The organism is Lentzea nigeriaca (genome assembly GCF_016907955.1).
In the GTDB taxonomy this organism is placed as follows: Bacteria; Actinomycetota; Actinomycetes; order Mycobacteriales; family Pseudonocardiaceae; genus Lentzea; species Lentzea nigeriaca.
Genome location: NZ_JAFBCX010000003.1, coordinates 181,004 through 203,526 on the forward strand (window position 1 = coordinate 181,004; position 22,523 = coordinate 203,526).

At 69.9% G+C, this 22,523-nt stretch carries 16 protein-coding genes and 2 pseudogenes; 12 read left to right on the forward strand and 6 right to left on the reverse strand.

Going from position 1 to position 22,523, the window contains the following annotated elements:
* Nucleotides 1-68: 68 nt before the first annotated feature.
* The 6 genes and pseudogenes from JOD27_RS11790 to JOD27_RS11805 all read right to left on the reverse strand — a co-directional run bounded on the left by JOD27_RS11790 (nucleotide 69) and on the right by JOD27_RS11805 (nucleotide 9,478).
* A complete protein-coding gene (locus JOD27_RS11790) occupies nucleotides 69-3,209 on the reverse strand; it encodes a S8 family peptidase (RefSeq protein WP_204762215.1) in 3,141 nt (1,046 codons plus the stop codon).
* Nucleotides 3,210-3,360: 151 nt separating this feature from the next.
* Nucleotides 3,361-4,515, reverse strand: a complete 1,155-nt coding sequence (locus JOD27_RS11795) for an RICIN domain-containing protein (RefSeq protein ID WP_239567024.1) — start codon at nucleotides 4,513-4,515, stop codon at nucleotides 3,361-3,363.
* Between the two features lie 90 nt (nucleotides 4,516-4,605).
* A pseudogene (locus JOD27_RS46560) lies at nucleotides 4,606-4,968 on the reverse strand (glycoside hydrolase family 2 TIM barrel-domain containing protein); the annotation flags it as partial.
* A gap of 157 nt (nucleotides 4,969-5,125) precedes the next feature.
* Nucleotides 5,126-5,998 (reverse strand): annotated as a pseudogene (locus JOD27_RS44815) (sugar-binding domain-containing protein); the annotation flags it as partial.
* A 52-nt stretch (nucleotides 5,999-6,050) separates the two neighbouring features.
* Nucleotides 6,051-8,057 carry an ABC transporter permease gene (locus JOD27_RS11800; RefSeq protein WP_204762217.1) on the reverse strand — a complete coding sequence of 669 codons (2,007 nt, stop codon included), beginning with the start codon at nucleotides 8,055-8,057 and terminating at the stop codon, nucleotides 6,051-6,053.
* On the reverse strand, nucleotides 8,054-9,478 hold the full coding sequence (locus tag JOD27_RS11805; protein WP_204762218.1) for an extracellular solute-binding protein: 1,425 nt from the start codon (nucleotides 9,476-9,478) through the stop codon (nucleotides 8,054-8,056). Before JOD27_RS11805 ends, JOD27_RS11800 begins: the two co-directional genes overlap by 4 nt.
* 287 nt (nucleotides 9,479-9,765) lie before the next feature.
* Here JOD27_RS11805 and JOD27_RS11810 point away from each other — a divergent pair, with 287 nt between their 5' ends.
* From JOD27_RS11810 to JOD27_RS11865, 12 genes are all read left to right on the forward strand, one after another.
* Nucleotides 9,766-11,016, forward strand: coding sequence for an ATP-grasp domain-containing protein (locus JOD27_RS11810; protein ID WP_204762219.1), 1,251 nt, complete (start codon nucleotides 9,766-9,768; stop codon nucleotides 11,014-11,016).
* Entirely contained in the window at nucleotides 11,013-11,801 is a 789-nt protein-coding gene (locus JOD27_RS11815; protein ID WP_204762220.1) for a Rossmann-like domain-containing protein, read from the forward strand. Before JOD27_RS11810 ends, JOD27_RS11815 begins: the two co-directional genes overlap by 4 nt.
* Entirely contained in the window at nucleotides 11,801-12,871 is a 1,071-nt protein-coding gene (locus tag JOD27_RS11820) for a PLP-dependent cysteine synthase family protein (RefSeq protein ID WP_204762732.1), read from the forward strand. The genes JOD27_RS11815 and JOD27_RS11820 overlap by 1 nt, the downstream gene beginning before the upstream one ends.
* Nucleotides 12,868-13,890: a dipeptide epimerase gene (locus JOD27_RS11825; RefSeq protein ID WP_204762221.1), complete on the forward strand. Its 1,023-nt coding sequence runs from the start codon at nucleotides 12,868-12,870 to the stop codon at nucleotides 13,888-13,890. Before JOD27_RS11820 ends, JOD27_RS11825 begins: the two co-directional genes overlap by 4 nt.
* A 47-nt stretch (nucleotides 13,891-13,937) precedes the next feature.
* Nucleotides 13,938-15,083: an MFS transporter gene (locus JOD27_RS11830; protein WP_372441691.1), complete on the forward strand. Its 1,146-nt coding sequence runs from the start codon at nucleotides 13,938-13,940 to the stop codon at nucleotides 15,081-15,083.
* Nucleotides 15,080-15,868 (forward strand): class I SAM-dependent methyltransferase, encoded by a 789-nt coding sequence (locus tag JOD27_RS11835; RefSeq protein WP_204762223.1) that lies wholly within the window; start codon nucleotides 15,080-15,082, stop codon nucleotides 15,866-15,868. Before JOD27_RS11830 ends, JOD27_RS11835 begins: the two co-directional genes overlap by 4 nt.
* 11 nt (nucleotides 15,869-15,879) lie before the next feature.
* Nucleotides 15,880-17,409 carry an ABC transporter substrate-binding protein gene (locus tag JOD27_RS11840; protein WP_204762224.1) on the forward strand — a complete coding sequence of 510 codons (1,530 nt, stop codon included), beginning with the start codon at nucleotides 15,880-15,882 and terminating at the stop codon, nucleotides 17,407-17,409.
* Complete coding sequence (locus JOD27_RS11845) at nucleotides 17,406-18,350, forward strand: ABC transporter permease (protein ID WP_204762225.1); 945 nt, start codon at nucleotides 17,406-17,408, stop codon at nucleotides 18,348-18,350. Before JOD27_RS11840 ends, JOD27_RS11845 begins: the two co-directional genes overlap by 4 nt.
* The gene (locus tag JOD27_RS11850; protein WP_204762226.1) at nucleotides 18,347-19,120 is read left to right on the forward strand and encodes an ABC transporter permease; all 774 of its coding nucleotides are present in this window, start codon (nucleotides 18,347-18,349) and stop codon (nucleotides 19,118-19,120) included. Before JOD27_RS11845 ends, JOD27_RS11850 begins: the two co-directional genes overlap by 4 nt.
* Nucleotides 19,117-20,535 carry an ABC transporter ATP-binding protein gene (locus JOD27_RS11855; protein ID WP_204762227.1) on the forward strand — a complete coding sequence of 473 codons (1,419 nt, stop codon included), beginning with the start codon at nucleotides 19,117-19,119 and terminating at the stop codon, nucleotides 20,533-20,535. The genes JOD27_RS11850 and JOD27_RS11855 overlap by 4 nt, the downstream gene beginning before the upstream one ends.
* Entirely contained in the window at nucleotides 20,532-21,092 is a 561-nt protein-coding gene (locus tag JOD27_RS11860; RefSeq protein WP_307830091.1) for a GNAT family N-acetyltransferase, read from the forward strand. Before JOD27_RS11855 ends, JOD27_RS11860 begins: the two co-directional genes overlap by 4 nt.
* Before the next feature lie 765 nt (nucleotides 21,093-21,857).
* Complete coding sequence (locus JOD27_RS11865) at nucleotides 21,858-22,520, forward strand: sensor histidine kinase (protein WP_204762228.1); 663 nt, start codon at nucleotides 21,858-21,860, stop codon at nucleotides 22,518-22,520.
* Nucleotides 22,521-22,523: the final 3 nt, after the last annotated feature.

Below are 22,523 nucleotides of genomic sequence, written 5' to 3' on the forward strand. Positions count from 1 at the left end.
ACCGCGGACCTGCTGATCGCCTTGCGATTGCTTGACGATCCGCGGTCCCCGCGTGCGTCGCGACGACGTCAGCCCGCGATCTTGTAGGCCCGGATGATCGTCACCTCACCCGTGTTGCCCGCCGCATCGGTGGTCCTGCCGCGCAACGAGGCGAACTTCGCGTCCTTCGGGTGCCGCACGATCGCCCTGTCACCGGCCACCGGGACCTGGCACCACGTCGCGCCGTCGTCGAACGACACCTCGACGGCGAGGTGCTTGACCTTCGGGGTGCCGTCCTGCTGATCGACCTTCAGCGGAACGGCCAGCACGCGGCCGTGCGCGGTGTCCTTGTCGTCGAGCTCTGGCAGGAAGCGGACCACCGAGAGCGGCAGCGGCGTGATGGCGTTGGTGAGCTTGGACTTGAACGTCCACGCGCCGCTGACCTTCGTCGACAGCTCGGCCGCGCGACTGAACTCCATCTCGGCCCGGTAAGCGCCTTCCTCAGGAGGCACCCGGAAGGCGTTGCTCCGCTTGCTCGACTCACCGAGCTTGGTGCCGTTGTGGAACAACGCGGTCCGCGCGGTTCCGATGCCCGCCCAGCCCGCGCCGCCGTTGCGGTCGGTGAACAGCGGCACCTGGACGCCGATCAGGTCCTCGACCCGGACGAGTGCGAGGCCCGACGCGGACGGCCCGAAGACCGCGGCACCGAGGGTCTGGGCGTACTTCCTGCCCGGCTCGAGAGCACGCTTCCCGGTTTCGAGCGTGTACTCGGTGACGCCGTCCGGCGTCACCCGGTCGTAGAGCCAGCTCCACGTCACGCCCGAGCTCGTCGTGACCAGGTCGACGCCACGGCCGCCTTCTGCCACCGGAATGGGCCAGGAGACCCCGTCGTCTCCGGCGGCGTGCGGCATCACGCCGATCGTGTGCTGATAGCCGGCGCCCGCCGGGCGGAAGCCGCTCGACACCTCGGCCAGTTCGGTCGCCTTGACCGTGCGCTCGTACCCGGTCGGCATGACGCGTTCGGTCCACGACAGCCGATAGGTGACCGGGGTCTTCTCGTCGCGGGCCGTGCCCTTGAAGTGTTCCGTGATCATCGTGGTGAAGTCCGGCACGTCCGGCCCGAGCCCGGCGGTGAACAGCCGCCCGGCCATCCCATCGGAGAACACCCAGGCGGTTGAACGCGGTTCTCCCGCCACGGTGCGCGTGTACCCCAGCGCCCCCATGACGGCCCTGGCCGCAGGGTCCGGCGTCTTGAGCGCGACCAGCCTGGCCCGGCGAGCATCGATCGTGACCGTGGTGCCGCCGGTCACCTGGAAGAGCGGCTGCACCGTCAGCACGATCTTCCTGTCCGGCGTGAGCATCGCGCTGTCCAGCATGTAGCCGCCCTTGGGCAGGCGGAGCTTCTCGGCCGAAGCCGTGTACCGCTTTCCGGTGGTGAGGTTGATGAACGACGTGGAGTGGTCCAGCGGAGCGCCGCCGTCCAGGCTGATCACCGAGACACCGAGGTCGTAGCTCTCCACCTCGCGGTTGACGGCGACCAACGTGCGCACACCGGTCGACGTGACGATCGCGCCGCTGTAGGCGCCGTCGGGTGCGTTCACCTTGGTGTCAGTGGTGATCGTGGCCTTGGCCTCACCGCCGGCGGGGACGGTGAGCTTCGCCGGGGCGACCGTGACCATCCCGGCGGGTGCGGACTTCCCGTGCGGCCCGGCGACATCGACGGTCAGGTCGAGCGTCACGGGTTCCTCGCCCGTGTTGCGGTAGGTGACCTCGCGGACGATCTTCTGGTCGTCGTCGTGCGGCCACGACTGCACACCGAAGTTGATGTTGGCCGGCGCGCTGGTCACCTGCTGCGCCAGCATCCTGGGCACGTCGACCCGGCCTGCGCCCTGGTCGAACGTCCTGAGCGCCGGGTTCGACTTGGCCGAAGCGATCACGGTCGCCTTGAGCTGCTGCCCGGTCCAGTCCGGGTGCTGCTGCTTGAGCAACGCCACAACGCCCGCGACGTGCGGGGTCGCCATGGACGTGCCGGACATCGCGACGTGGCCCTGCGTTCCGGCCTCTGCCGCCATGATGTCGACGCCGGGTGCGGTGACGTCCGGTTTCACCGCGCCGTCCGCAGCCGGGCCGCGGCTGGAGAACGGCGCGATGCCGTCGTTGCGGTCCACCGCGCCCACGGTGAGCGAGGACTCGGCGCTGCCGGGCGACCCGATGGTCTCCGGCCGTCCAGCGTTGCCCGCCGCGACCACGAACAGGGTGCCGGTGTCGCGGGAGATCCGGTTGACGGCTTCCTCCACCGGGTCGATGCCCGGCGTGTCCGGGCCGCTGAGGCTCATGTTGACTACCTGAGCGCCCTGCTCGGCGGCCCACTGCATGGCCGCGAGGATCGCCGAGTCGTCGCAGCCCCTCGCCCGGCAGACCTTGGCGTCGAGGATCTCCGCGTCCGGCGCGACACCGCGGTACTTCTCGCCCTTGCTCGCGATCGTCGACGCGACGTGCGTGCCGTGGCCGACCTCGTCGGTGGCGTCCGGCGCGTTGGTGAAGTTCTTCTCGGCGACCTGCTTGCCCTGCAGGTCCGGGTGCTTCTCGTCGACACCGCTGTCGATCACGGCGACCTTGACGCCCTTGCCGGTGATCCCGGCCTGCCACGCCTGCGGCGCACCGATCTGCTGGGTGCTGCGGTCGAGCGCCACCTTGCGGACGCCGTCGAGCCACACCTTCTCGACGCCGCCACCACGCAATGAGTCCCAGGCACCGCCCGACTTCTCGACCACGCCGGTGACCACGTCGGCCGCGGGCACCGGCTTGCCCGCCCGCAGGACCGCGGTCGCCGACCGTGCGCCCGCCGCCGGGCGCACGATCACGGGGATGGTGTCGCGGCTCGCGTCGTCGTAGCCGAACTCGACCAACGACGTCACGTCGAACAACCGCGGGTCGAGCTTGCCGTTCGTCACCAACGGCAGCGCGTCGGCGGGCACGACGTGCTGCCGCCCGTTCTCGGTGTAGGTGCGTACCGGGACGTCGGACCTGCCCGGTCCCGGTACATACCGCACGACCCTGCCACCCGCCAGGCCGACCCGGTCACCGGTGATCAGCGTGACGCTGTGGTCGCGCTCCCCCGGCGGCGGTTCCTGTGCCTGCGCGACGGCCGCCGTCGTCGTGGTGACGAGGCAGGCCGCCAACGCGAGCGCGGTGATCCCTCTCCAGGGAAACCGCTTTCCAGCCCTCACAGGTCTACCTCCAGCGCATCGGATTGGGTTTCACTAGGACCGTAGTGAAACCTCGCGTTGTGAGGCGTCCACCGGAAGACCCGACGTACTGTCAACGGCGTCATCCCGCAGAACTACCAGGAGTGGCCGATCGGCTGGTTGACAAGGCCTCTCAGGACTGCGGCTGGAGTTGCCACTGCTGGTTCGCACCACCGTTGACAGTCCACTGCACGACCTGCGCACCATCGCTTGTGGACTGTCCGTAGACGTCCGCGGCGAGACCGTTGCCGACGTTGACGATGGTGAAGAACCCGTCAGCCGCCGACCGGAGGAACCACTGCTGGTTGGTACCGCCGTTCGCCGTCCACTGCTGCAGCTGCAATCCTGTGGTGGACGAGGACCCGTTGACGTCGAGCACCTTGCCGGTCGGGTCGTAGCGCAGGCTGAAGGCTCCGTTCTGGCCTGCACTGACGGTCCAGGTCGCGTTTCCGCTCTGCTGGACTGCTTTGGCACCATCGGCGGTGGAGTTGCCGGCGATGGCCAGCGGCTTGCCGCTGTTGCGGTTGACGATGCGGTACCTGCCCGGCGCAGGGCCTTGTCCGGCGCCCAGGGTGAAGTACTCGGCGGTATCGGTGAACGTGGTGACGCCGGACTTGCCGGTGGACAGGACGAGGTACACCCGTGAGCCACTGGCAGGAGTCGTGAAGGACACGGGCTGGGCCACCCGCGAACCCAGCGGGATGGTGAGGGTCGTGCTGCCGGAGGCGATCACCGCTCCGGTGGGGCTGTCCAGCCGGGCGCTCCAGGCGAAGTCCACGGCGGTACCGGTGAAGTCGTCGTTGAAGACAGTGATGTTGCGGTCGACCCTGGTGTTGCCGGCGACACCGGGAACGGCCGACGGCAGCGGGAAGCTGCCGTTCCCGTCGGACACACCGGAAGCCGACCAGTAGGGCAGGTCGATCGCGGCGATCGGGTTGAACCCGGCCTGGACCCGCTGGATCTGGGCGTTGCTCCACGGGTCCGGCAGGTTGTCCACACCGTACACGGGGCGGCCGCCCTCCTCCGGAGTGAAGTCCGTGGTCCGCACGCCGGGGATGACGCTCGCCCAGGCGGACAACAGGGTGTAGGGCCGCAGATCGCTGGTGTCCTTGCCGCGCTTGGCGGCGGTCGCGGTGGCGAACCACTCGAAGCCCTGCTTGCTGCTGCACGCCGGCCAGATGTACTCGCCCTCACCGTCCGGCCTGCCGGCCACGGACCAGGTCTGCTCGCCGTAGCGGCCGGTGCCGTCGAGGTAGTGCGGGATGAGGTTGAAGTTGGCTTGCGTCATGGTGGGATACCTGGTGGGCGACGCACCGGGGGCCACCTCGAGGGTGATCGGCCTGGTGCCGTCGGCGCCGTTCACGGCCGCGTACAGGTCCTTCTGGAACTGCTCGGAGTCGGAGTCGGCCAGGTTCGGCTCGTTCATCTGGCTCCAGCGGATGATCGCGGGATGGTTGCGGTCGCGCAGGGTCAGTGCACGGGCGTGGGCCACCATGTTGGCGCGGCCCGCGTTGAAGTCCTGTGCGTTGCCGGCACCGCGGATGGCGGTCTCGTCGATGATCATCAGGCCGAGCTCGTCCGCCGTGTCGAGCATGTACGGACTGGCCGGCTCCTGGTGGATGCGGACGACGTTGAAGTTGAGCCGCAGGTAGTTGCCGACCGCCTGCGGCCAGCCGCCGTTGCCGGTCGACGGCGGGGAGGAAGCCCGGCAACGTGTCGTAGGCGTCCCCCTTGCCACCATTGTCGATCCGGTCGTAGTCGGCGCCCTGCAGGTTGTCGCCGCGCACGTTCAGCCGCACACCGTTGAGGCGGTAGTACTCGCCGTTCTGGGTGCTTTCCCTGAACCCGAACCGGTACGTGGCGTCGCTGGTGCGGCCGTCGTCGGTGGTCGCGTGCACCGACAGCCGGTGCAGCTGAGCGCGATATCCCTCGCGGTACGGCGCGTTCGGCCACCAGTACGAGGCCGCGCCGAGGGTCCACGCCACCGGACCGACCGTGACCGTCGCGGTGGAGCGGGCCGCGACCGTGATCGTGCGACTGGGCAGGGCGGGGTAGGCGAAGGTCTGTCCGTTGTCCGAGGCGAGCGTGCCGTCGAGGGTCACGGTGCGGGCGCTGGCGGAGGTGTTGGTGACCGACACGTCGTAGGTGAGGCTCTGGTCGGTCACCGAGGTGCGGACGAAGGCGTCGCTCACGTACACGGCCGGGTACACGCGCAGAAACGCCGAACGGAAGATCCCCTGCGGCACCGCCTCCGACCAGTTGGCGGCGTCGGGAACCAGGTACTTGCCCGCCGCCGTCTTCAACGCGTTGCGGCCCTTCACGTTCACGCTGATCGTGTGCGTCGTGCCGGGAGCCGCGAAAGCGGTGATGTCGAAGTTGGACGGGGTGTACGAGGTCGTCTGGGTGGCGACGACCCGCCCGTCGACCGACAGGGTCGCCTGGTGGTTCACCGCGCCGAACTCGATCCACGCCGACTGCGGCTGCCCCGAGTCCGGCACCGTGACGGTGCGCGAGTACGTCGCCTCGGACACGTCGGTGAAGCCCTGCTTGTACCAGCCACCACCGGGCACGGTGATCGTCGTGGCAGGACGGCCCGCCGGAGTGAAGCTCCACCTGCCGGCCAGATCGACCGACCCGATCGCGGCGTTGCCCGCCGCGACACCGTTCACGTCCGGCACCGGCGCTGCGGAACCAGCCGCCGGGACCGGGGCGGTCACCCCCGCGGCGGCGAGCACCACCGCGAGGACGGCCGACACCAATGCTCTTGCCATGCTCGAGCTCCTTCTCCTGGCTTGGAGTTCTCATGGCGGCGGAAAAGTGCGTCTATCCCTTCACGGCTCCAGCGGTCAGACCCTCGGTCAGGAACCGCTGCCCGAACCCGTACATGAGCACGACCGGGATGCTGATCAGCAGCGAGGCGGCGGCCAGCTGCCCCTGCGGCACGACGTCACCGAAGATCATCGACTGCATGCCGACGGGCAACGTCTTGTAGTGGTCCTTGGTGATGAACACGAAGGCGAACAGGAACTCGTTCCACGCGTTGGTGAGCGTGAACAGCGCGACCGCGAGCAGGCCCGGCTTGGCGAGCGGCAGCACGATCCGGAGGAACGCCCCGAACCGCGTGCAGCCGTCGACCAGCGCGGCCTCCTCCAGGTCGGCCGGGATCGACTTGAAGTAGCCGACGAGCAGCCACGTCGCGAACGGCAGCGTGAACGTGGGGTACGCGAGCACGAGTGACCACAACGAATCGTTGAGCCCGACACCGCTCATCATCTGGTACAGCGGGATGAACAGCAGCGCGCCCGGCATCACGTAGGTGAGCAGGATCGTCACCGTGAAACTCTCCGACCCCCGGAACTTCAGCCGTGCCAGCGCGTAGCCGGCCAGCGCCGCGCAGACCAGGGCGATCACGGTGGACGCCACCGACACCAGGATCGTGTTGAGATACCAGGTGCCGAACGCCTTGCCGGTGAACAGGTTGGTGAACTGCTCGGTGTTCCACGGGGTCGGCCAGAGGTCGTCGGTGCGCGCGACGATCTGGTTGTCGGACTTGAAGGCCGTGACGGTCATCCAGTAGAGCGGGGCGAGCACGAAGCCCAGCAGCCCCAGCAGCGCGATCCCGGTGCCGGTGCCGCTGACGAGGCGTGCGGCCAGCCGGTTGCCTCGCGCGGCGAGCACGGAGACGACCCGTCCGACGGCGGCCGCGAGCACGACGAACACGCCCAGCACGAGCGCGGCCTTCCACACGATGTGCGGCGACGCCCAGGCCAGCACGAGCACCGAGACCGCGACGATCACCCACGGCAGTGCCCTGCGCTGGGCGGGGGTCAGCCGCCTGCGTCCCAGGTCGCCCGCGCCCGGCAGGTCGCCGCGGCGCATCAGCCGCACGAGGATCACCACGAGGACACCGATGATCGGCAGCATCACCAGCGTGACCGCGGCGCCCGCGCCCAGCTGCAGCTGCTGGATGGCCTTCGAGTAGGCCACCATCACGTACGGGGCGGTGGCGTCCCCCGGTCCGCCCTGGGTCATCAGCCAGATCAGATCGAAGTTGTTGAACGTCCAGATCGACGACAGCAGCACCGTCACGATCATGATATTCCGAAGACCTGGCAACGTGATGTGCACGAACCGCTGCCACGGCGACGCACCGTCCACAATGGCCGCTTCGTAGAGGCTGCCGTCGATGGCCTTGAGCCCGGCGAGGAAGGTCACCGCGAAGAACGGGATGCCCTTCCAGACGTTGACCAGGATGACCGACGGCAGCGCGAGCGCGGGATCCGACAGCCACTCCGCTGGCCATCGGTCGACGAGCCCGATCGCGGCGAGGGCGGGCCCGATGCCGGAGTCGGTGAGCAGGACGTTGACGCTGCCGAAGATCGGGTCCAGCAACGACCGCCAGGTGAACGCCGTGACGACCGTCGGCACCACCCACGGCAGCAGGATCACCCCGGCCATGATCGCCCGGCCGCGGCGGAGGTGGTGCAGGATCAGCGCCGCGATGAGACCCAGGGTCACTTTGAAGATCTCGGCGTACGCGGTGAAGACGAACGAGTTGAGCACGCCCTTGTGGAACACCGTGTCGCCGATGAGGTCGGTGTAGTTGTCCAGGCCGACGAAGACCGTCTCCGCACCGTGGCGTTCGGTGGCGCTGGTGAAGACCGAGCTGATGATCGGGAACAGAATCAGGCCCGTGACCAGCACCAGCGTCGGCGCGACGAATACGGCGGCGAGACGCCAGTCGCGCCCGAGCAGCCGCTGCGACTGGGTGAGGGAGGACGACACCGGTGCCGGCCGAGCCGGCACCGGGCGCGTGCGCAGGACGGTCACTGCTTGAAGCCCTGCTGCTCGAAGACCTGGACGATGCGCGCGTGGGTCGTGGCGACGGCCTCGGCAGGCCGGGTGCCCTGGATGACCGACTGCATCATGTCGGTCAGCAGATAGGCGGCGGTGGCCGCCTGGTCGCCGGGGCTCGGGGCCTGGGGAAACGCGTAGCCGGTCGTGGTTTTCAGCGGGAGCTGCGTGCGGGTCTGCTCCCGCAGTGCCGGGAAGGCCGGGTCACCGCTGGTGTAGTACGGGTCGGAGTCCCACACCTTGTCCCACGAGGGGTTGACCAGGCACGGTGCTTCCTTCGCGACACCGAGCAGAGCGCTCCCGCCGACCATGAACTTCGCCACGAGCTTGGCGAGGTCGGGGTTCTTCGCTCCCTTGAACACGACGAACGAGTTGGACTCGCCGAACGCGAGCGGCTTGTCGATCGCCGGTCCGGTGGCGCCGTTGAACGGGTGTGTGTTGGCGTAGACCGGGTTGTTCTTGGTCTTCGAATCCGCGTAGACGCTGAACTGGTTGAGCGTGAGCCCCAGGATCTGGGCCAGCCAGTTCTCGTTGTTGCTCGAGTCGGTCCAGCTTCCGATGCCGGGCGGAAGCATCGGCGCGTACTTCGGGTTCGTGTAGATGTCGCCGATGAACGTGACGGCCGCGACCGTCTCCGGCGAGTTGAACACCACCTTCGTGCCGGTGTTGTCCGCGATCGCCCCGCCGTAGGTGTTGATGACGTTGCCGATGAAACCGTTGGCGTCGCCGGAGCGGTTCACCGTGAGGCCCCAGCCGTAGCGCCGCTTCGCCGGGTCGGAGACCTCCAGTGCGTTGTCGCGCAGCTCCTCCCACGTGTAGTGGGGCTTGAGCGGGAGACCCTTCTCGGTGTACCAGTCCTTGCGCAGATACATCGCGGACGCGATGAAGTGGTACGGGATCGCGAACCAGCGCCCGCCGAACACGCAGTAGGTGCTCGCCTCCGTCGCAGGCTCCCCGTAGAGCTTGCGCATCTCGTCGACCACGTCGGTGACGTCGGTGAGGGCACCGAGGTTGTGGAGCTGGCCGACGAACCGCCGATCGCTCACGAAGGCGAGATCGCGGCTGGTGCCCGCCTTCACCTCGGCGTCCATCTTCGCGACCATGTCGCCCGCGTCTCCGGAGACCAGGTCGTTGCGGATCGTGGTTCCCGTGGCCTGCGCGAAGACCTGCAGCGACCGGTCCAGCGCCTTGTTGGCGGCCTCCGAGTACAGCTTCTGCGACAGCATCCCCACCGATCCGCCGCGGAGCGAGGCCGCCTGGTCGAGCAGTGCCTGGGGTACCTGAACATCGACCTGCGGCGTGGCAGGGCCGCCTCCCCCGCACCCGGCGAGACCGAGCACGCCCAGCGCGCTCATCCCGAGGAAGGTGCGCCTCGACAGGTCCGATTTCTCCTCCATGACCACTCCTCTCGCGTCCGCACGAGCGGACGCGTACCGACGGGGCGACGTTGCAACCGGCGGGACAGGCCGCTGAGCTGGCCTGGGAGCGCTCCCAACCCGACCGTAGCGAAGATCCCGCGGCGCGTGAAGACACCTCGATCACGATGAACGGCGCATTTGCCCACCTCACGTGCACAAATGCGCCGTTCATCAACCTTCGGGCGAGGGGAGTAGATCTTTGAAAACGGTAATGATTACCATGTTCTACAGTCGGCCGCGGAAGGCGCGGCCGAGGAGGGGGACATGTGGCTCACCTGTTGATGATCGAGAGCTGGGTCGGTGCGATGAGCTCGCTGCTGCCCAGGGCGATCAACGAGTCAGGGCACCGCTTCACCTTCATCACCCGCGACCTGCACCACTACCTGCGCGCCGCCCCCGCGCACCCGCATCCGTTGCTGGCCGCGGAGAACGTGCTCACGGCGGAGACCAACGACGTGCCCGCGCTGCTGCACCACGTCGAGCGCCTGCACGCGGTGCTGCGCTTCGACGGCGTGATCTCGTCGTGCGACTACTACCTCCCGACCGCCGCACTCCTCGCCGCGCACCTCGGCCTGCCCGGTTCCGATCCGGACGCCGTGGAACGGGCCTGCCGCAAGGACCTCACCCGCCGCACCCTGAGCGAGGCCGGTGTGCCCGGCCCCCGCTTCGCCCTCGCCGAGGACTGGCCCGCGCTCGCCAAGGCGGCAGCCGAGCTCGGTTATCCGCTGGTGGTCAAGCCCGTCGACCTGTGCGCGGGCATGTACGTCCGCAAGGTCGACGACGAGACCGGGCTGCGCGAGGCGTTCGCCGCGATCGAGGCGTTCCCCGTCAACGCCCGCAACCAGCCCAGGGTGCGGACCGTGCTGGTGGAGGAGCTCCTGACCGGGCCGGAGGTCAGCGTCGAGACCGTCACGGTGGACGGCACGACGCATGTCGTCGGCGTCACCGACAAGAGCGTCGCGGGTGACCCGTGGTTCGTCGAGAGCGGGCACATGTTCCCCGCCGACCTGCCCACCGGCGAAGCGGAGTCGGTCGCCGTCGCCGCCGTCGAGGCACTGGGCCTGGACCGCGGCGTCGCGCACACCGAGGTCAAGCTGACGCCGGAAGGCCCGAAGCTCGTCGAGGTCAACCCGCGCCCTGCGGGCAACCAGATCACCGAACTGGTCCGGCGGGTCACCGGCATCGACCTGCCTGCCGCGTACGCGCAGCTGGCCGCCGGTGAACGACCGGACCTCCGCCCCGCGGACACCGGTGTGCGCAGCGCGGCGATCTCGTTCCTGCTCCCGCCGCGCTCCGGTCAGGTGTCGGCCGTCCTCGGTGCCGAGGCGCTCAAGGACGCGGACGACGTCGTGGACTGGACGGTCAAGCAGCCCGGCCACCGCGCGGGCGAGCCGACCAGCAACAACAGCTACCTCGGCCATGTCGTGGTGACCGACTCGGCCGGTCTCGGCGCGCGGGCACGGGCCGAGCGGCTCGTGGGCGGTCTGTCCGTCGAGTACGCCGAGGAGTCCGCGTGACCCTCGCCGATCTCGTCGACATCGTCCGAAGTGGACGGTTGGGGCTCGATCCGGCGGCGTGCGCCGTCAGCGTCGGGTTCACCACCAGGCAGGGTGCCCGGCACGCCACGCGCGGACAGTCCTATCGCAACACCGTGGTCAGCCTCCGTGTGGAGGAGGCGGTCGGCTCGTGCGCGGTGGAGGACATCACCGACGGCGAGGTGCACGGTTGCGTTGGCGCGACGGTGCTCGACCTGCTCGACCATCCGAATCCGGCCATCCGCACCGCCGCACTGGACGCCTACCTGACGCACGTGCGGCCGCATCACCTGTGCGCCACCAAGTCCATCACCGTCGGTCCCGGCAGCTCGCTGACCAAGTCCATGGCCCGCGCGCAGGCCGTCGTGGACCTGCTCGACCCCGCGCCGGGCGACCGGGTACTGGTGGTCGGCGTGGTCAACTCGCTGCTGCACCACCTGCGCGAGCGAGGCGCGACCTACGTGGCGTGTGATCTCAAAGGCGGCAGGACCGAGTGGGACGAGCCGATCATCACCGATGCGGAAAGCGCGCTGGACGGCTGCGATCTCGTCCTCGCCTCCGGGATGACCGTCGGCAACGGCACGTTCGAGTCGCTGCTGCGGGCCGCCGCCGGCAAGCCGGTGGTGATGTTCGCCCAGACCGCGGCCGCGATCCTGCCGTGGTTCATCGGGAGCGGTGTGCGGGCCGTGTCCGCCGAGCCCTACCCGTTCTTCTGGCTCGACGGCGGCGCCACGACGATCCACCACCACACGGAGCGTCCGTCGTGATGATCCCGCGCCAGAACCGGCACCTGCTCGGTCTCCTGGGCCAGAGCCCGGTCGCCCGCATCGACACGCCGCTGCCCCACCGGCACGGCGGGTTCTGGGCCAAGCTCGAATGCCTGAGCGCCGGAGGCATGAAGGCCCGGCCGGCCGTGTCCATGCTGCGCGCCGCTCGCGAACGGGGAGAGCTGCGCCCCGGCGCGGTGGTCGTGGAGTCGACCAGTGGAACGCTCGGCCTCGGGCTCGCGTTCGCCTGCCAGGCGTTCGGGCACCCCGTGGTCCTGGTGGTGGACAACGAACTCGAACCGTCCATGCGCACCCTCCTGCGCGCACACGGCGCACGGCTGGAGGTGGTCGACCGGCCGCACCCGGTGGGCGGCTGGCAGCAGGCGCGCCTGAACCGGCTCCAGGCCGTGCTCAGCGAGTTTCCCGACGCCTACTGGCCCGACCAGTACAACAACCCCGACAACCCCAGGGGCTACGCGGGGCTCGCCAGGGAACTGGTGGAGCAGCTGGATCCGGTGGACGTGCTGGTGTGCAGCGTGGGTACCGGCGGGCACAGCGCCGGCGTCGTCAGGGAACTGCGCCGGCACTGGCCGGGCGTGCGGCTGATCGGCGTGGACACCGTCGGCTCGACGATCTTCGGACAACCCGCGCGGGCCAGGGTGATGCGCGGCCTCGGCAGCAGCATCCACCCTCGCAACGTCGCGTACGCCGAGTTCGACGAGGTGCACTGGCTGGGCCCCGTCGAGGTGGTCGACGCCTGCCGCAGGCTCGCCCGCGACGCCTTCGTCACCGGCGGCTGGAGCAGCGGAGCGGTCGCACTGGTCGCCGCGTGGGCGGCCAGGGTCGAGCCCGGCGTGGTGGTGGCGACGATCTTCCCCGACGGTCCGCACCGCTACCTCGGCACGATCTTCGACGACGACTTCTGCCACGCCCGCGGCCTGCTCGGGCCTGCCTCCGACCGGCCGGTGGAGATCGGTGATCCGCTCCGCGTCGAGGCCACGGGCTGGACGCGGTGCCGAACGGTGGTTGCCCCCAGAACAGTCGCGTCCAGGGCAGGGGTGCTCGCATGAAAATCGACTGGGAGGTCTACGGACTCGAACTGGACTCACCACTGCGCATCTCCAGGTCGGTGATGTCCCGTCGTGACGCCGTTCGGGTTGTCGTTGAGCACAACGGACATCGCGGGCACGGCGAGGTGGTCACCAGCACCTACTGCCGGCTCGACGTGGAGACGATCACGTCCAGCCTTGACCGGTTGCGGCCGGTGCTCGCGGACTCCCCGGAGACCGCGCTCGACGCCCTGCACGCCGAAGCCGCTGTGCCGCAAGGCGTGCGGGCCGCGGTCGACGCGGCGTTGCACGATCTGCTCGGTCTGCGCCGCGAGGTGCCGGTGCACGTGCTCGCCGGGACACAGGAATGGCGGGACACCCCGACCGCTTCCACCATCGGCATCACCACACCGGACGACGCGGCGGTCCGGGCCGCCGCACTGGCCGGGCGCGGGTTCTCCGTGCTGAAGGTCAAGGCAGGCGCGGATCTGGACCGGGATGTGGCCAGCACGACGGCGGTCTCGGCCGCCGCGCCGGACGCACGCCTGGTGCTCGACGCCAACGGCGGCTGGACCCCGGACGAGACGGTGCGCGTGGTGGACCGGCTCACCGCCGCCGGTGTGGTGCTCGACGCGGTGGAGCAACCGATCCCGCCGGGTGATCCGGACGCGCTGGCGTGGGTGCGCGAACGGTGTCCCGCACCGCTGGTCGCCGACGAGGACGCGGCCACCGTCGCCGATGTGCGGAAGCTGGCGGGCGCGGTCGACGGGGTCAACGTCAAGCTCCCCAAGTGCGGCGGGCTGCGGCCGGCGCTGGAGATCGTGTCGGCTGCCAGGGACGGCGGCCTGGACGTGATGCTCGGGTGTCTGGTGGCCAGTTCGCTGGGCATCGCGCCGGCGGTCCACCTCGCCGGTCATGCGCGGTGGGTCGACCTGGACGGGCATCTGCTGCTGGCGCACGACCCGTGGGCCGGCATCGGCGGAGAAGACGGCACGCTGCGGCTTTCCGGAGCGCCGGGCCTCGGGGTGGTGCGGCGATGACCCGAACCGCTGCCGCGACCACGCCCCGGTTCGCGTTGCCGGTGCGGTTGCTGCTGGTCAACCAGTTCGCCGTCAACACCGGCTTCTACCTGCTGATCCCCTACCTGGCGACCCACCTCGGCAGCCTGGGCATGTCCGCGGCCGTCATCGGTGTGGTGCTCGGCGTCCGCACGCTCAGCCAGCAGGGCCTGTTCCTGCTGGGCGGCACCGCCTCCGACCGGCTGGGACCCCGGACCGTCATCCTCGCCGGCTGCGCCCTGCGCGCGGTGGGGTTCGGGCTGTTCGCGATCGGCGAGTCGCTCGCCGTGGTGCTGGCCGCGTCCGTCCTCAGTGGACTGGCCGGGGCGCTGTTCAACCCCGCGGTGCGCGCTTACATCGCATTGGAAGCCGGAGACGCGCGCGCCGACGCGTTCGCCCGGTTCAACGTCTACGCTCAGGCGGGCGCGCTGTGCGGGCCGGTGCTCGGCAGTGTGTTGCTGCTGTGGGACTTCCGGGTGTCCGCGGTGGTGGCGGCCGGGATCTTCGCGGTGCTGACCGTCGCCCAGGCCGTCGTGCTGCCCGCACGACCGGCCGCCCGGCGCGGAGGATCGATCCTGGGTGACTGGCGTGAGTGCTTCACGAACCGCCGGTTCGTCGCGTTCACGTGCGTGTTCAGCGGGATATTCGTGCTGCAGAACCAGCTCTACCTGCTGTTGCCGATCCAGGCGCACCAGGCCACGGGGTCGAACGCGATCGTCGCCGCGCTGTTCATCGTCTCCACGGTCGCGACGCTGCTGTTCCAGGTCCGCATCACACGCCGGGTGTCGAGCTGGGCACGCGGGCCGGTGATGGCGGCGGGCCTGGCGGTCATGGGTGCCGGGTTCGCGGCGCCCGCACTGTGGTCCGGCCTCGCGCCGGTGCTGGTGGCCACGCTCGCGCTGGCGGCCGGCGTGATGATCGCGCACCCGCTGGTCTACGACCTGATCCCCTCGTTCGGCCCGGACAGTCTGGCCGGCACCCACTTCGGCGTGTTCTACCTGGGGTCAGGACTGGCCGCCGCCCTCGGCAACACCGCCGTCGGGTGGGTCGCCGGGTTCGGCAACCGGCTCGCGTTCCTGCTGTGCGTCGCGATCGGGCTCACCGGCGCCGCGGGTGCGATGTGGCTGCACCGCCGCGGCGCGCTCGCCCCACCACAGCGGGAGGTCGTCCGATGAACCTGCTCACCGACAACCCCGAGCTGTACGAGCACCAGTTCCCCGATCCCGGGCACATGGCGGCCCGGTTCGTGCACGACGTCGTCATGCGGTTCGGAACCAGCGGGCGGGATCTGCTCGACGTCGGCTGCGGCACCGGGCGCGACGCGGGGTGGTTGTCCCGCAACGGTTATCGCGTCGCCGGGGTGGACAGCTCGGAGAGCATGCTCGCGCACGTCCGCGAGCACCACCCGGCCGTCGAGGTAGTGCCGGCCGACATGCGGACGTTCGACCTCGGCCGCCGCTTCGACGTCGTGACCTGTTTGGACAGTGCGATGCTGTACTGCCACACCAACGCCGACCTCGACGCGTTCCTGAACCGCTGCCGGAACCACCTGGTACCCGGCGGGTTGTTCGTCGCGGAGATGCGCAACGGCGCGTTCTTCCTCGGCAACACCGAACTCCTCGACGGCGTGCGCACTCGCTCGGTGACGTGGCGGGGCACCGAGTACACGTCGCACACCGAGCTGTGGATCGACCACGCCGGCCAGTTGCTGCGTCGCCGCCGCACCTGGGAGTGGGCCGGGCGCGCCGAACCGCTCGTGCAGACCTCGGCCTGGCGGCTGCTGTTCCCCCAGGAACTGCGTCACCTGCTCGACCTCGCCGGGTTCGACGTCCTCGCCCTGTTCGACTCCCCCGGCCCGCGCACCAACGAGCCCTGGACCGCCGACGCCCCACTGAGCGGCGCGCTGTCCGGTGATCGTCTCCACGTCGTGGCCCGCCTCCGCCGAAGCGGGTGCCAGTGAAAGGAACCAGCATGCCCCTGAACCGCCGCGGTTTCCTCGGTCTCACCACCGGCCTGACGGTCGTCACCCTCGCGGGATGCGGCAGCGGTGCCACCTCGGCCACGTCCACGCCGCGCGCCGGCGGCAGGCTGCGCGCCGCGTTCGCCGGTGGCGGCGCCAAGGAGGTCCTCGACCCGCACCTGGCGAACCTGTTCGTCGAAGCCGCACGGTCCAAGGCGCTGTTCGACAAGCTCGCGGACCTCGGCGACGACGTGTCACCGCAGCCGCGCCTCGCGGAGAAGTGGGAGCCGAACGCGGACCTGACCCGCTGGCGGATCACCTTGCGCCAGGCGAAGTTCCACGACGGCAGACCAGTGCGCGCCCAGGACGTGCTCGCCAGCTACGCGCGCATCCTCGACCCGAACCGGGCGTTCCGCGCCAAGTCGAGCCTCGCGCTGATCGACCTGCCGAACAGCCGTGCGGTGGACGACCGCACCGTCGAGTTCGCGCTGAAGCGGCCGTTCGCCGAGTTCCCCAACGCCCTCGCGGCGTTCGGCACGTACATCGTGCCCGAGGGTGCGGAGGACTTCACCAAGCCGATCGGGTCGGGTCCGTTCGGCTTCGTGTCGTTCGAGCCGGGAAAGTCCGTGCTGCTCAAGCGAAACCCGGACTACTGGGAAGGTGCTCCCCACCTGGACGAGCTGGAGTTCGTGATCGCCAACGAGGAGTCCGCGCGCACCAACGCGTTGCTGGGCGGGCAGGTCGAGTACGCGCACGACCTGACGCCGACCACCGCGCGCAGCCACGCCTCCGGCGACCGGATGACGATCCACCGCTCCCCCAACAGCGCCGTGCAGGCGTTCGCCATGAAGCTCGACCGGCCGCCGTTCGACAACCGCGACCTGCGCGAGGCGCTGTTCCTGCTCGCCGACCGACCGCAGCTGGTGGAGTCGGTGCTCGCGGGCAGCGGACAGGTCGGCAACGACCTGTTCGGCAAGGGCTACCAGCACTACGCGGGCGACATCCCCCAGCGGCAGCGCGACCTGGACAAGGCGAAGTTCCTGATCCGCAAGGCCGGTGCCGAGGGCCTGGTGGTCAAGCTCGACACCTCCACCGCCGCGGCCGGGATGGTGGAGGCGGCCACGGTGTTCGCCGACCAGGTCAAGGGTTCCGGCCTGACGATCGAGGTCGTCCAGGGCAACAAGGACAGCTACTGGGCCGACACGCTCAAGAACGGCTCGCTGTCGAGCTTCCGCTCCGGCGCGATGCCCATCGAGACCCACATCTCGCAACGCCTGCTCAAGGGCGCGGGCACCAACGTGACCAAGTGGAACCGGCCGGAGTTCGACGCGCTCTACGAGAAGGCGGTGTCCACTTCGGACGCGTCCGCGCGCGACGAGGCGTACCGGGAGATGCAGCGCGTGCTGCACGCCGAGGGCGGCTACCTGATGTGGGGCTTCGCCGACTGGATCGTGGGCGCGAAGCCGAGCGTCGGCGGGATCTCCACCGCACCGGCCAACACCCTCGACTGGGCCCGGTTCGACAAGGTGTGGCTGGGGTGAGCCTCGCGTCCTACGCGGCCAGGCGGGTCGCACTCGGGCTGGTGCAGGTGCTCGCCGTCGTCACCCTCGTGTTCCTCGTCGTGCAGGCACTGCCCGGCGACGCGGCGGTGGCGCTGGCGGGCGACAACCCGGACCCGGCACGCATCGCCCAGATCCGCGCGGCCATGGACCTAGACCGCCCCGCGCCCGAACGGTTCCTGGAGTGGCTGATCGCGTTGCCACGACTCGACTTCGGCGTGTCGCTGGTGTCGGGGCGACCGGTCGCGGACTTCCTGTTCGGCGGGATCGGCCCGACGCTCCTGCTGGCGGCGCTGACCCTGGCGCTGCTGGTGCCGATCTCCGTGCTGGTGGGTGTCCTGGCGGCGCTGCGCGAAGGCAGCCTGCTGGACCGGGCGTTGACGTCGATCAGTGTGGCGCTGCACTCGATCCCCGAGTTCGCGCTCGCCGTGGTGCTGATCGCGGTGTTCGGTGTGCAGCTGACGTGGCTGCCGCCGACGGCGGTCGGCGCGGACCTGCTCGCCCAGCCCGCGGTGCTGGTGCTGCCACTGGTGGTGCTGCTGGCCCGGCCGATCTGCTCGATCAGCCGCCTGGTGCGCGCGGGCATGGTGGACGCACTGGCCTCGGACTACGTGCGCCACGCCCGCCGGCTCGGGCTCGGCGAGACGCGGGTGCGGTTCGCCCACGCGTTGCCGAACGCGCTGGCGCCGGCCGTGCAGCAGGTCGCGCGCACCACGGACTGGTTGCTGGGCGGGGTGATCGTCGTCGAGGCGGTGTTCGTGATCCCCGGCCTGGGCACCGTTCTCGTGGACGCCGTGGCCGCCCGCGATCTTCCCGTGGTGCAGGGCCTGGCCGTGGTCTTCGCCGTCACGACCGTGACCGTCAACCTGCTGGCCGACCTGGTGGCGTTCCGGCTGGCACCGCGCGCGGAGGTGGTCGCGTGAGGCGGGCGGGCATCGGCGGGCTGCTGATCGCGGTACCGCTGGCGCTGGCGTTGCTGGGACCGTTGTTCGTGCCGGAGCAGCAGAACCGCCGTGCGCCGTTCCTGCCGCAGGGCCTGCTGGGCACCGACTTCGTGGGCCGCGACGCCTGGTACCAGGTGCTCGCGGGAGGCCAGACGGTCGTGCTGGTGGCGTTGATCGCCACCCTCGCGTCCTATCTGGCCGGTGTCCCCTACGGCGTTCTCGCGGCCACCACCCGGTCGAGGCTGGTCGACGAGCTGCTCATGCGGCCGCTCGACGTCCTGCTGGCGGTGCCGTCGTTGCTGGTTCTCATCCTCGTGGCCGCCATCGCCGGACAGGGTCTTCCGGTGCTCGTCGGAGTCGTCACGCTCGTCAACTTTCCTGACGTCGCAAGGCTTTCCCGCGCGGCGGCACTGGAGATCTCCGGACGGCCGGCCCTGGAGGCGATGCGCATGCAGGGCGAGTCGTGGTGGCAGACCTCGATCGTCTACACAGGACGGTCGATGCTGCGCACCCTCGCCGCCGACGTGGGTGTCCGGCTCACCGCGGCGCTGTACCTGGTGGCATCGGCCAGTTTCCTGGGAGTCGGTGTGCCGCCCGACGCCGCGGACTGGGCCGTGATGGTCGACCGCAACCGCGGCGGGCTGTTCCTGCAACCGTTGACGGTCGTGGTCCCCGCGCTGCTCATCGTCGCTCTGTCCGTCGGGTTGAACCTGGTGTTCGACCGCGCGTTGCGGAAGGTGCGCACATGAGCCTGGTCGTGCACGTCGAAGACCTGCGCGCCGAAGCGGGTGGGCACGTGCTGCTCGACGGCGTGAGCTTCGCGTTGTCAGCTGGCCGGGTGCTGGCGCTGGTCGGCGGCTCCGGCAGCGGCAAGACCACCACGGGTCTGGCTCTGCTGGGCGAACACGCTCCCGGCGTGGCGGTGAGCGGCCGCGTCGAGGTGCACGGGCGCGTCGGGTTCGTGCCCCAGCAGCCGGCGTCCGCACTCAACCCGGTGCGCCGGCTCGGCGCGGTGTTCCGTGAGATCGCCGCACTGCACGACGGTGATCCCGGCTCGCTGGTGGACACGGCCCTGCGCCGCGCTCGGGTGCCTGCCGACCTGCTGCGCCGCTATCCGCACCAGCTGTCCGGCGGCCAGCAGCAACGCGTCGTCCTCGCCCAGGCGCTGGTCGGGAACCCGGCGGTGCTGGTGGCCGACGAACCCACCACCGGGCAGGACGCCCTGACCCGCGCCGAGGTCGTGGACGAGCTCGCCGCCGTGGTCGCTCAGGGCGTGGCACTGGTGCTGCTGACCCACGACGTGGAGGTGGTGCGGGCGCTGGCCGACGAGATCGTGGTGCTGCGTACCGGACGCGTCGTCGAAGCGGGGCCTGCGGACGAGCTGCTGACCAATCCTCAAGAGGACTACACCCGTGCGCTGCTCGACGCTCTGCCACCGGTGTCGTTCGAGGTGCCCGAGCGGCCGCCACGCCTGCGGGTCCGCGGCCTGACCGCCCGCTACCGCAACGCAACCGTGCTGCACGACGTGGATCTGGAGATCGGCGAACGGCTGGCGGTCGTCGGCCGTTCCGGCAGCGGCAAGACCACACTCGGCCGCTGCCTCGCCGGTCTGCACCAGCAGGTCACCGGCGAGGTGCTGCTGCACGACCGTCCACTCGCCCGGTCGCTGCGCCGCCGGCCGCGCGCCGCGCTCGCCGCCGTGCAGTACGTCTTCCAGGACGCGCGGAGTTCGTTCGACGAGCACCGTCCCGTGCTGGACCAGGTCGCCAGGACGGCAGTGCGGCTGCGCGGCGCCCGCCCCACCGAGGCCCGTACCGCCGCACTCGCCGCCCTGGGCCAGGTCGGCCTCGACTCACGGACGGTGCTGCGGCCGCCGCGCGGTCTGTCCGGCGGCGAGCTCCAGCGAGCCGCGCTCGTGCGCGCCCTGCTCGCCGCACCCGAGGTGCTCGTGTGCGACGAGATCACCTCGGGCCTCGACGCGGTGACCCGCGCCGGGTTGCTCGACCTGCTCGCGAGCGTGCCGTGCGCGCTCGTGCTGATCAGCCACGACCTCGACGTCGTGGCCCGCCTCGCCGACAGGGTGGTCGTGCTCCACGAAGGACGGGTCGTCCTGGACGGCCCGGTGGCGACGACGTTGGACGGCGCCAAAGAGAGGATGAAGTGAACGAGCACCACAAGGGGTCCCACGAGGTGCGGCTGGCGACCCACGCCGACCTGCCGGGCGCCCGCAGCGTCATGCTGGACACCTTCTACCACGAGTTCGGCCACGGCTACCGCCCCCAGTGGCACACCGACGTGATCGACCTGGCCGGCACCTACCTCGACACCCCGAGGCACGCGTTGTTCGTCGCGGTCGACGGGGACGAGGTCGTGGGCACGACGGCCGTGCGGGCGCAGGGACCGGCCAGCCCGCCGCACCCGGCCTGGATCGCCGAGCGCTACTCCGGCGACCGGACGGCGCAGCTGTTCCGGGTGTACGTCCGGCCGTCGCACCGCCGCCGCGGCCTGGCACGTGCGCTGGTCGACGCCGCGGTCCGGTTCATCGCGGAAACCCCCGGCTACGAACAGATCTACCTGCACACGGACACTCGCGTGGCGGGCGCGGAAGCGTTCTGGCGCTCCGTCGCGGTCGAGGTGTGCGACGCGCGCGACGGCGACCCCGATCGCAACCAGACTGTGCACTTCGAGATCCCCGTCCCGCTGCTGGCCGAGATGGCCTGATGACCGGCCGGTGGGTGGAAACCGTTGTCCTGCAGCGGTTTCCACCCACCGACGGCAGTCTCGGCTGTTCCTGGGCAGTACCACCGCGAATTGTGACAGGCGATCTTCTCCCACAGCACCGACCGGCGGCGGGGTGGCGCCGCGGTCGATCGCCAGGCTCTCCAGCAGCCCGGTCGTGCTGTCGAAGCGGAACTCGCCTCCCTCGGTCCACAGCCCCACACATTGCCGTGCCTCCGCACCAGGTAGCCCTCGTAGCGCCTGGGCCGCCGGCCGCCCAGGCGGTCACGACGAGTTCGTCCAGGGCCGGCAGGGCCGGCTCGCACACCGCCGCCGGGGATCACTTCGGCCTCGCAACCCTCGGCGAGGTACAACACCGGTCACCTCCTGTCGGTATCCGCGATCACGTCATGGTGATCCACTCGAAGGCGCGTCAATTACCGAGCGACCGCCCATCAAGAAATCGAATGAGCCGCGAGGACGACCGGTGCCGACTGCGGTTGGAGTATCGGCGAATTACTTGGATCAATACCAGCAAACTCACCGCTAACATGAAACCGAAACTTGCCTCAAATGCCCGATTCGGAGACCAGAACGACGACTGCCCTACCACGACTGAAAGTGAAAGTAAATCACCCGTTCGCAACAGCGTCGAGAGCAACTGTTTCCCGACTCCTCCTCGACCGAGCTGCTAATCTTTGCCGAAACCGGAACAACGCGCGGGGCAGGTAACCGACTCACGAGTAACGATCACGCCAGGGGGGAATAATGGATGACGCGGGTGATTCCTCGCAAGGAAACAGGCCGGCCCACCCGTCGGAGGCGCATCCGCTGACCGACCTGAGACACGCCGCGGACGTGCTGCACGACATCGTCGGCCATCACCTGGTGCTTCTCACCTCGCAGACGCGGATTTGGCGGGCGGAGGGCGGCGGCTGCGACCCCAAGGATCTGGCCCGGCTCGCCGACATGTCCGAAGCCGCGCTGCGCGGCCTGCGCCGGGTCTCGACGCTGTTGCGCGCAGGCCAGATCGACAAGCCGTCGCCGAACGGGCTGGTGCAGTGGATGAAAGAGCTTCCTGCGCAGGTTCCGGACAACGTCGTGGACGTCTCGACGACCGTGTCCGGGTCGAGCTTCTTCCAGGTCACCCCCGCTCAGGAAATCCTGATCGAAAGGATCGTCCGGGAAGGCGTGGCCAACGCGGCGAAACACAGCACCGGCGGGCGCGTCTCGGTTCAGCTCGAATTCGGATCGGAAATCCTGTTGACCATCTCGAGCGTGGCCGGCCGGACCAGCGTCACACGCACCGAGCGGGAGGGCCGATCCGGCCTGAATGGTCTGGTCAAGGCCGTCGCACAAAGCGGCGGCCGGGTGACCACACGACTGAGCGCCGCGGATCAATTCACCCTCGAAGTGTCCCTGCCTGGGTGAGCG

Bases quoted from the DNA above. Each gene is read 5' to 3' on its own strand.
- JOD27_RS11795 (WP_239567024.1), bottom strand. From the start codon at position 4,515: ATGACGCAAGCCAACTTCAACCTCATCCCGCACTACCTCGACGGCACC.
- JOD27_RS11805 (WP_204762218.1), bottom strand. From the start codon at position 9,478: ATGGAGGAGAAATCGGACCTGTCGAGGCGCACCTTCCTCGGGATGAGC.
- JOD27_RS11820 (WP_204762732.1), top strand. From the start codon at position 11,801: ATGATCCCGCGCCAGAACCGGCACCTGCTCGGTCTCCTGGGCCAGAGC.
- JOD27_RS11825 (WP_204762221.1), top strand. From the start codon at position 12,868: ATGAAAATCGACTGGGAGGTCTACGGACTCGAACTGGACTCACCACTG.
- JOD27_RS11835 (WP_204762223.1), top strand. From the start codon at position 15,080: ATGAACCTGCTCACCGACAACCCCGAGCTGTACGAGCACCAGTTCCCC.
- JOD27_RS11840 (WP_204762224.1), top strand. From the start codon at position 15,880: ATGCCCCTGAACCGCCGCGGTTTCCTCGGTCTCACCACCGGCCTGACG.
- JOD27_RS11855 (WP_204762227.1), top strand. From the start codon at position 19,117: ATGAGCCTGGTCGTGCACGTCGAAGACCTGCGCGCCGAAGCGGGTGGG.
- JOD27_RS11865 (WP_204762228.1), top strand. From the start codon at position 21,858: ATGGATGACGCGGGTGATTCCTCGCAAGGAAACAGGCCGGCCCACCCG.